The 6,000-nt window shown below is 68.5% G+C and carries 9 protein-coding genes; 4 read left to right on the top strand and 5 right to left on the bottom strand.

Annotated elements, in window-relative coordinates; genetic code table 11:
- Window positions 1-46: 46 nt before the first annotated feature.
- Window positions 47-601, bottom strand: a complete 555-nt coding sequence (locus AB0C15_RS29760) for a hypothetical protein (RefSeq protein WP_357357511.1) — start codon at window positions 599-601, stop codon at window positions 47-49.
- Between the two features lie 130 nt (window positions 602-731).
- Here AB0C15_RS29760 and AB0C15_RS29755 point away from each other — a divergent pair, with 130 nt between their 5' ends.
- Entirely contained in the window at window positions 732-1,262 is a 531-nt protein-coding gene (locus AB0C15_RS29755; RefSeq protein WP_357357509.1) for a hypothetical protein, read from the top strand.
- Window positions 1,263-1,775: 513 nt separating this feature from the next.
- On the opposite strand, the gene AB0C15_RS29750 is transcribed toward AB0C15_RS29755, so the two are convergent.
- Window positions 1,776-2,243 (bottom strand): ArsI/CadI family heavy metal resistance metalloenzyme, encoded by a 468-nt coding sequence (locus AB0C15_RS29750; RefSeq protein WP_357357507.1) that lies wholly within the window; start codon window positions 2,241-2,243, stop codon window positions 1,776-1,778.
- Between the two features lie 77 nt (window positions 2,244-2,320).
- On the opposite strand from AB0C15_RS29750, the gene AB0C15_RS29745 reads away from it, so the two are divergent.
- The 3 genes from AB0C15_RS29745 to AB0C15_RS29735 are packed head-to-tail and all read left to right on the top strand — an operon-like array spanning window position 2,321 to window position 3,688.
- Window positions 2,321-2,695 carry a metalloregulator ArsR/SmtB family transcription factor gene (locus AB0C15_RS29745; protein WP_357357505.1) on the top strand — a complete coding sequence of 125 codons (375 nt, stop codon included), beginning with the start codon at window positions 2,321-2,323 and terminating at the stop codon, window positions 2,693-2,695.
- Window positions 2,692-3,378 (top strand): aquaporin, encoded by a 687-nt coding sequence (locus AB0C15_RS29740; RefSeq protein WP_357357503.1) that lies wholly within the window; start codon window positions 2,692-2,694, stop codon window positions 3,376-3,378. The genes AB0C15_RS29745 and AB0C15_RS29740 overlap by 4 nt, the downstream gene beginning before the upstream one ends.
- Window positions 3,287-3,688, top strand: coding sequence for an arsenate reductase ArsC (locus tag AB0C15_RS29735; RefSeq protein WP_357357501.1), 402 nt, complete (start codon window positions 3,287-3,289; stop codon window positions 3,686-3,688). Before AB0C15_RS29740 ends, AB0C15_RS29735 begins: the two co-directional genes overlap by 92 nt.
- Before the next feature lie 26 nt (window positions 3,689-3,714).
- On the opposite strand, the gene AB0C15_RS29730 is transcribed toward AB0C15_RS29735, so the two are convergent.
- From AB0C15_RS29730 to AB0C15_RS29720, 3 genes are all read right to left on the bottom strand, one after another.
- On the bottom strand, window positions 3,715-3,888 hold the full coding sequence (locus AB0C15_RS29730) for a hypothetical protein (RefSeq protein WP_357357499.1): 174 nt from the start codon (window positions 3,886-3,888) through the stop codon (window positions 3,715-3,717).
- On the bottom strand, window positions 3,885-4,103 hold the full coding sequence (locus AB0C15_RS29725) for a hypothetical protein (protein WP_357357496.1): 219 nt from the start codon (window positions 4,101-4,103) through the stop codon (window positions 3,885-3,887). Before AB0C15_RS29725 ends, AB0C15_RS29730 begins: the two co-directional genes overlap by 4 nt.
- A 597-nt stretch (window positions 4,104-4,700) precedes the next feature.
- Window positions 4,701-5,897, bottom strand: a complete 1,197-nt coding sequence (locus tag AB0C15_RS29720; RefSeq protein WP_357357494.1) for a helix-turn-helix transcriptional regulator — start codon at window positions 5,895-5,897, stop codon at window positions 4,701-4,703.
- Window positions 5,898-6,000: the final 103 nt, after the last annotated feature.

Here is a 6,000-nt window from a genome sequence, read left to right as displayed (position 1 = left end):
TGCCCAGTCCTCCACGCTCAGCACCTCCCGATGCTTCCGGAAGGGGTCAAAATTCAACCGGAACCACGGGGTCAGTTTTCACGCGGCGTCGACAGGCCAGCCCGATCGCAGCAAAACTGCCGAGAGCCGTTTCGCGCGCACTGTAGAACCGGGGTGGATCGCCGATCGAGAGGGTCGGTGCTGGGCTGACCCCGGATGTCCGGCAGTTCACTGCGTACCTACCGGCCGGCCCGCTGGACAGAGTGAGAAGGCCGCGCCACCGTTCGTTGTCGACGTTGAGTTCAACGTCTTTTGAAAGCACGTGGACCTCCCGAGACTCAAGAACCTCCTGACCGTCCAGCGGTGACACATCACAATTGATGTCCGGGACGCCCTGCCCGGTCTCCTCGACCCACACCATCTTCTCGTCTGTCGGCGACAGGTGCACCGTGACCACCTGACCTGGTGTTAGCCGCTGTCCCAGGTCACCCCCGGAGCGGAGGACGAACAGCATCACTCCGGCCGCCGCCAACACACCGCCGACGGCAACCAGTGCCGCGATGACGAACCAGATGCGGCGCGGCCGTAGTTCCACCGGAGCGACGACCGGAGAGAGAGTCATGGCGACATGATTCAGGGTGACCATGCGCAGCGCCAGTACGCGGTTGACAGGGGTAGATTCCAATTACTACGACCGCATGTACTCGAGCACCGCGGACGCGTTCCCTCTCCGGTAGGTAGGGTCGTCGATCGTGAGCACTGATGGAGACGCAGGGCTCGCCGGCCTCCTTCAGCAAGTCGTGGCCGACTCGCTCACCTGGCTCGGCGAATATCCGCAGGATCGCGTCGACGCGAGGGCTTTGACCGCGTTCCGGCGAAGCCTGGACTGGTTATCTCAGCAGCTCCAGGTCCGGCAAGCGGGTCAGCTTGCGTCCGGCGGCAGGGAAGAGACGGCGCTGAAGGTCGCTGCGGAACTCTTCGTCGACTTGTCCTGGTGGTTGAGCACCTGTCCAGACGAAGAGGTGGAACTGGACGTGGCGGTGAGCGTGCTGGAGAACAGTGCGACGTTCACCTATGAGCTGTCCGGTGACCAGCGTCAACGGCTGGTCCAGGTTTTCGGCGAACTTGCTGCGGCCGAACGGCATGAGGGCCGTCGACATGCAATACGCCAGCTCCCATTCGCGATCGGTCTCGTCGACGGCGCGGAACCCGAGGGCGACATGCCGGTGGCTCGCGACTGGGTCCGGCCCGAGGACAGGGCGAACGACCAGGCGAAGATCTAGCAGGTAAGCACAGTCCGGGCAGAGGGTGGCGGCACGTCACCCAGACGCCCTCCTACCGATGCGGCCCGAATTCCGCCGGCGAGCGACCGCATCCGCCAGCAAGCCAGCCTCCCGGACCCACCGAGCGGGCCCAGCATGGTCTTCCCTGCCGCCCATGGTGGCCTGGCTTCGCACATCTTCAGAGGCAATCGAGGGCCTTGGTGATTCACTCGGCCACTGACGCCGTGGCTGCACTTCGCTGCTGCACTGGTGGCCTCAGACGAGGCGTTGGATCCGCACCTTCGGGTGCACGTTTCTCAGGTGTCCGTGCCGCGTGCGGCACGGCCAGGGGGCATCGCGGCCGCCGCAGCTCCAGATCGGCAGCACCGGGCCGTGCGTGGTCATGCGCGGCCTCCGAGCAGCGCCGCCGTCATCGACCGCGCCTGCCGGCTGCCGGCTGTCTTGTGCCCCCGGTTGTACGCCGGCACTGCGCGCCCGCCTCTCGGATCGAGAACGGGCGCGAGGGCGCAACGATCAGCAGCAGCTCGATGTGACTCCATTGGTGGCCGGCTGCTTCTCGGCGTCGGTCGGTTCGCCGCAGCGACACTCACCCTCGGTCGACTTGGTGAGGGTGTCGGCGTCGGCCTTGACGGTGTAGACCTCCCATGGCTCGTTTCCGGGGCCGCGCACCCACACCTTGTCCTGGAGGGCGTAGCAGCACTCGGTGTTGTTCTCTTCAAGCGTGATGAGACCCGAGTCGGTGAGGCGATTGGTCGCGGCGTTGACGTCGTCGGTGCTGGCGACCTCGACGCCGAGGTGGTCCATGAAGGTGGGCTGCTCGGCCTCGCCCTCCAGGAGGACGAGCTTCAACGGCGGGTTCTCAATGGCGAAGTTGGCGTAGCCGGGGCGTCGCTTCGCCGGCTCGACGCCGAACAACTTGGCGTAGAAGGCCACGGAGCCTTCGAGGTCGGATACGCGCAGGGCGAGCTGGACACGGGACACGGCCATCTCCTTGTCTAGATGCCTATCTAAGCAATACCTACGTTGCACCCTGTTTCGAAGTCTGTCAAGCTAGAAGAATGTCGAAACAAGAGCTCCCGGTGGTGGACCTCAACGCCGTGGCCTGCTGCTCGCCGCTCGCGGTCCGCCCCATGGACGCCGAGCAGGCCGCAGTGGTCGCACCGCTGTTCAAGGCCCTCGGGGACCCGATCCGGCTGCGGCTGATGTCGATGATCGCCTCCGTGCCGGAGATGTGCGTCTGCGACCTGACCCCGGCGTTCGACCTGTCCGGGCCGACCATCTCCCACCACCTCAGGGTGCTGCGCGAGGCGGGCCTGGTCGACTCGGAGCGGCGCGGCACCTGGGTCTGGTACCGGGTGAAGCCGGAGGCGTTCCGGCAACTCCGTGCGCTCCTGGACCTTTCCGCCGCCCCGGCCGCCAGCAGCACCGCGTGAGCCTTGGCCTGCCCCGGCGGGCCTCGGCGGAGTACGCCGGCACCGCGATCCTCGTCGCCGCCGTGGTCGGCTCCGGGATCGCCGCCGCCCGACTCTCCCCCACCGACGTCGGTCTCCAACTCCTGGAAAACGCGATCGCCACCGCTCTGGCCCTGGGTGCGCTGATCCTGACCTTCGGTCCGGTGTCCGGCGCGCACTTCAACCCGGTCGTGTCCGCGGTGGACTGGTGGTACGGCCGCCGTGCCGGCACCGGCCTGACCGGGCGGGACCTCGCCGCCTACAGCGCCGCCCAGACCGGCGGCGCGATCACCGGCGCGGTCCTGGCTGACCTGATGTTCGACCTGCCTGCCGTGGCCTGGTCCCGCACCGAACGGACCGGGGTAAACCTGTGGCTGGCCGAGGCGGTCGCCACCGCAGGACTGGTCGTCCTGATTTTCGCCCTCGCCCGCTCCGGCCGCACCGCCGTTTCATCGCCGCCCAGCTCGTCGGCGGTCTGGTCGCCGTCGCCGCCCTCGTCGCCTGGTACCCCCACGCCACCGACACCGCCGACGCCGTCGTCGTGCCCCACCGCACCCAGGAGACCGAAGCCCGATGAGCAGCAAACCCGCCGTCCTGTTCGTCTGCCTCCACAACGCCGGCCGCTCCCAGATGGCCGCCGGCTGGCTGCGCCACCTCGCCGGTGACACCGTCGAGGTCCGCTCCGCAGGCAGCGAACCCGCCGACCAGATCAACCCCGTCACCGTCGAAGCCATGCGCGAGGTCGGCATCGACATCACCGGCCAAACTCCCGCCAAGCTCACCTGGGACACCGCCGAAGCCAGCGACGTCATCATCACCATGGGCTGCGGCGACGCCTGCCCCGTCTTCCCCGGCAAACGCTACGAGGACTGGAAGCTCACCGACCCGGCCGGCCAACCCCTCGACGTCGTCCGCCAGGTACGCGACGACATCCGCGCCCGGGTCCAGAGGCTCGTCGGCACAATCCGCCCGTAGCTGGAACGGCTGCTCTACTGCTGGCGTCAGACGAGGCGCTGGATCCGCACCTTCGGGCGCTCGTTTCTCAGGTGTCCGTGCTTGTGCTGGCGGACCTGCTCGTCCCAGACCTCCTGGTCGTAGTCCGGGTCCGGCGGGATCGACTTGTGCGAGCCGTCGCTGTAGTGGAACTTCTCGTCACCGGGCCGCAGGATGCTCATCGGATCCAGCCGAGGAAGCGTCGATGCAGCGCACCCGCCGGCACCCAGGTCAGGTCCTCGGAGGCCCGCACCAACTGGGCACCCAGATAGAGAGCCAGAGAGATCGGAGCGTCGTCGAACTCGGCGCGTAGCTCGCGCTGCCGCGTGCGGCAGGGCCAGGGCGCATCACAGCCACCGCAGCTCCAAATCGGCAGCACCGGGCCATGCGTGGTCATGCGCGGCCTGCGAGCAGCGCCGCCGTCATCGACCGCGCCTGCCGGTTGGTCGCCCAGTCCGTCTCCCAACACGGGTACGGAGTTAACCGCGCCCACCACACCAGCTGCGAGGACCACACCGGCCGGTGCCGCCGCGCCAAGGTCAACGCGGTGGCCGCGATGCACCCGTCATACGACACGCGCCGGTTGCTCACCGTTGACCGGCCGGACGATCCGGCCTCGCGCCGGGTCACCGGAGGCCCTCCGGACGGCGTGCCCCGAACTGGTCCGCCGATTCGTGATGGCCCTGGCACCGCCGCAGTTGTCTCGCGTGGTCGAGTAGACGCTGCTGCGCCGCCGCCTGCTCAACGTCCTGGTACCGCTGCCCGGTCCCGGGCGGTGGCGGCGGCTGAGGCCGCCGAAACAGCCACCGCATCAACGCGCACAGCTCAGACCAGATCGCCACAGACTCGCCCCCTCGATCGAGCAACAGGGGCGGCGACGAGACTCCGTCCGGCTCTATCGGGTGTCAAGCAGGCACAGCCCGCCGCCGCCAGTGACCGGGACGCTACGAGCCGTCACCGGCTGCGGCAGGGAGAGTTTGTACCTCAGGGAGAGTTACCCGATCATGCCGATGGCCAGGGCCAACTCTCGGGCGTCCTCACCAACCGTGCCCGGCCGGTTCGACAATTCCATGGCAACAGTGCGGGCGTACGGGTTGTGTCGCACCGTGTCAACGCTCTCCCGTAGTGCCCGGCCGAGCAGGTGCACCGCCGCGACCTCCCCTCGGTCCAGCATGTGCGCCCGAGCCGCATCGATCAGCCCGGCAGCCCGCCGGGTCTGCGAGGGCAACGCCCGATAGTCGGTGGCGTCGGCCCGCCGCACCGCCTCACCCGTGCGACACAGGTCCGTCTCGATGGAGACCGCGTACGCCGCACACGCCGCCGATCCGAACATCAGCCACGGATGGACGTACCCGTCACCGAGCCGGCCCGCCGCCGAGTCGGCGGCATCCCACGCCCGCCACGCCCGACCAGCCCGGCCAGCCTTGCTGTGGCCCAACGCGATACCGAGTTGCACCTGACCCCATCGCGCCAACTGCTCACCACCCGCCGCCGGGTCAACCAGACCCGCAGCCTCGACCAGTACCTGCTCGGCGGCATCCACCTGATTCGCACCCCGATAGACGTGCGCGTAGTACCAGGCCGCCACCGCCATCGCCGCCGGGTCGTCCGCGTCTCGTGCGGCCGACATCGCCCGGTCGGCAGCAAGCCACACCAGCTCCGGCAACGGCTGGTGCGCCAGGTACAACTGCACCAGGTGATACACCCGCGCCAACTCCACCAACGCCAGCCGACGCTCACCGCCATCGAGCATCCGGACACTGCGCTGCGCATCCGCCAGCAACCCGGGAAGCACCGCCGCCACCGCCGTACGCTCGGTCGTCGACCGATGCCACAAGGCCCACGCCTGATCCACCAGATCGCGCAGCACGACAACCGGCGTCACCGCGCCCACCGGCACCGACGCCCGCTGCATCACCGCCGCGATTTTGCCCACCTCGGAATGCCCCGCCCTGGTCACCGACGCCACCGGCAACGACTGATCACCGGTCAGATCCGCCAGATCCGAAAGGTCGAGCACCTCGGCCAGCCGCAACAGCATCGGCAGGCGTGGCGGCAGTAGCCGGCCATTCTCCAACGCCTTGACCCACTCCGCGCTCCGCCCGACCAACCCGCCCAGAACGGGTCGAGTCTTCCCCGCACGCTCGCGATACATCCGCAGGCGCGCACCAAAGGCCGCAGGATCGCTCATCATCGTCTCCCAGGTAGCGGTCCGGGCAGCGGACCACCAGCCACTACACGGCAGACCACCACAATCGACGGTACCCCCGCCACCGCACCGATGCGCCCCAGCA

Source organism: Micromonospora sp. NPDC048835, assembly GCF_040649995.1.
Taxonomy (GTDB): domain Bacteria; phylum Actinomycetota; class Actinomycetes; order Mycobacteriales; family Micromonosporaceae; genus Micromonospora.
This window is presented reverse-complemented; position numbering and strand designations above follow the sequence as displayed.

Bases quoted from the DNA above. Each gene is read 5' to 3' on its own strand.
- AB0C15_RS29745 (WP_357357505.1), top strand. From the start codon at position 2,321: ATGTCGAAACAAGAGCTCCCGGTGGTGGACCTCAACGCCGTGGCCTGC.
- AB0C15_RS29735 (WP_357357501.1), top strand. From the start codon at position 3,287: ATGAGCAGCAAACCCGCCGTCCTGTTCGTCTGCCTCCACAACGCCGGC.
- AB0C15_RS29760 (WP_357357511.1), bottom strand. From the start codon at position 601: ATGACTCTCTCTCCGGTCGTCGCTCCGGTGGAACTACGGCCGCGCCGC.
- AB0C15_RS29720 (WP_357357494.1), bottom strand. From the start codon at position 5,897: ATGAGCGATCCTGCGGCCTTTGGTGCGCGCCTGCGGATGTATCGCGAG.
- AB0C15_RS29725 (WP_357357496.1), bottom strand. From the start codon at position 4,103: ATGACCACGCATGGCCCGGTGCTGCCGATTTGGAGCTGCGGTGGCTGT.
- AB0C15_RS29730 (WP_357357499.1), bottom strand. From the start codon at position 3,888: ATGAGCATCCTGCGGCCCGGTGACGAGAAGTTCCACTACAGCGACGGC.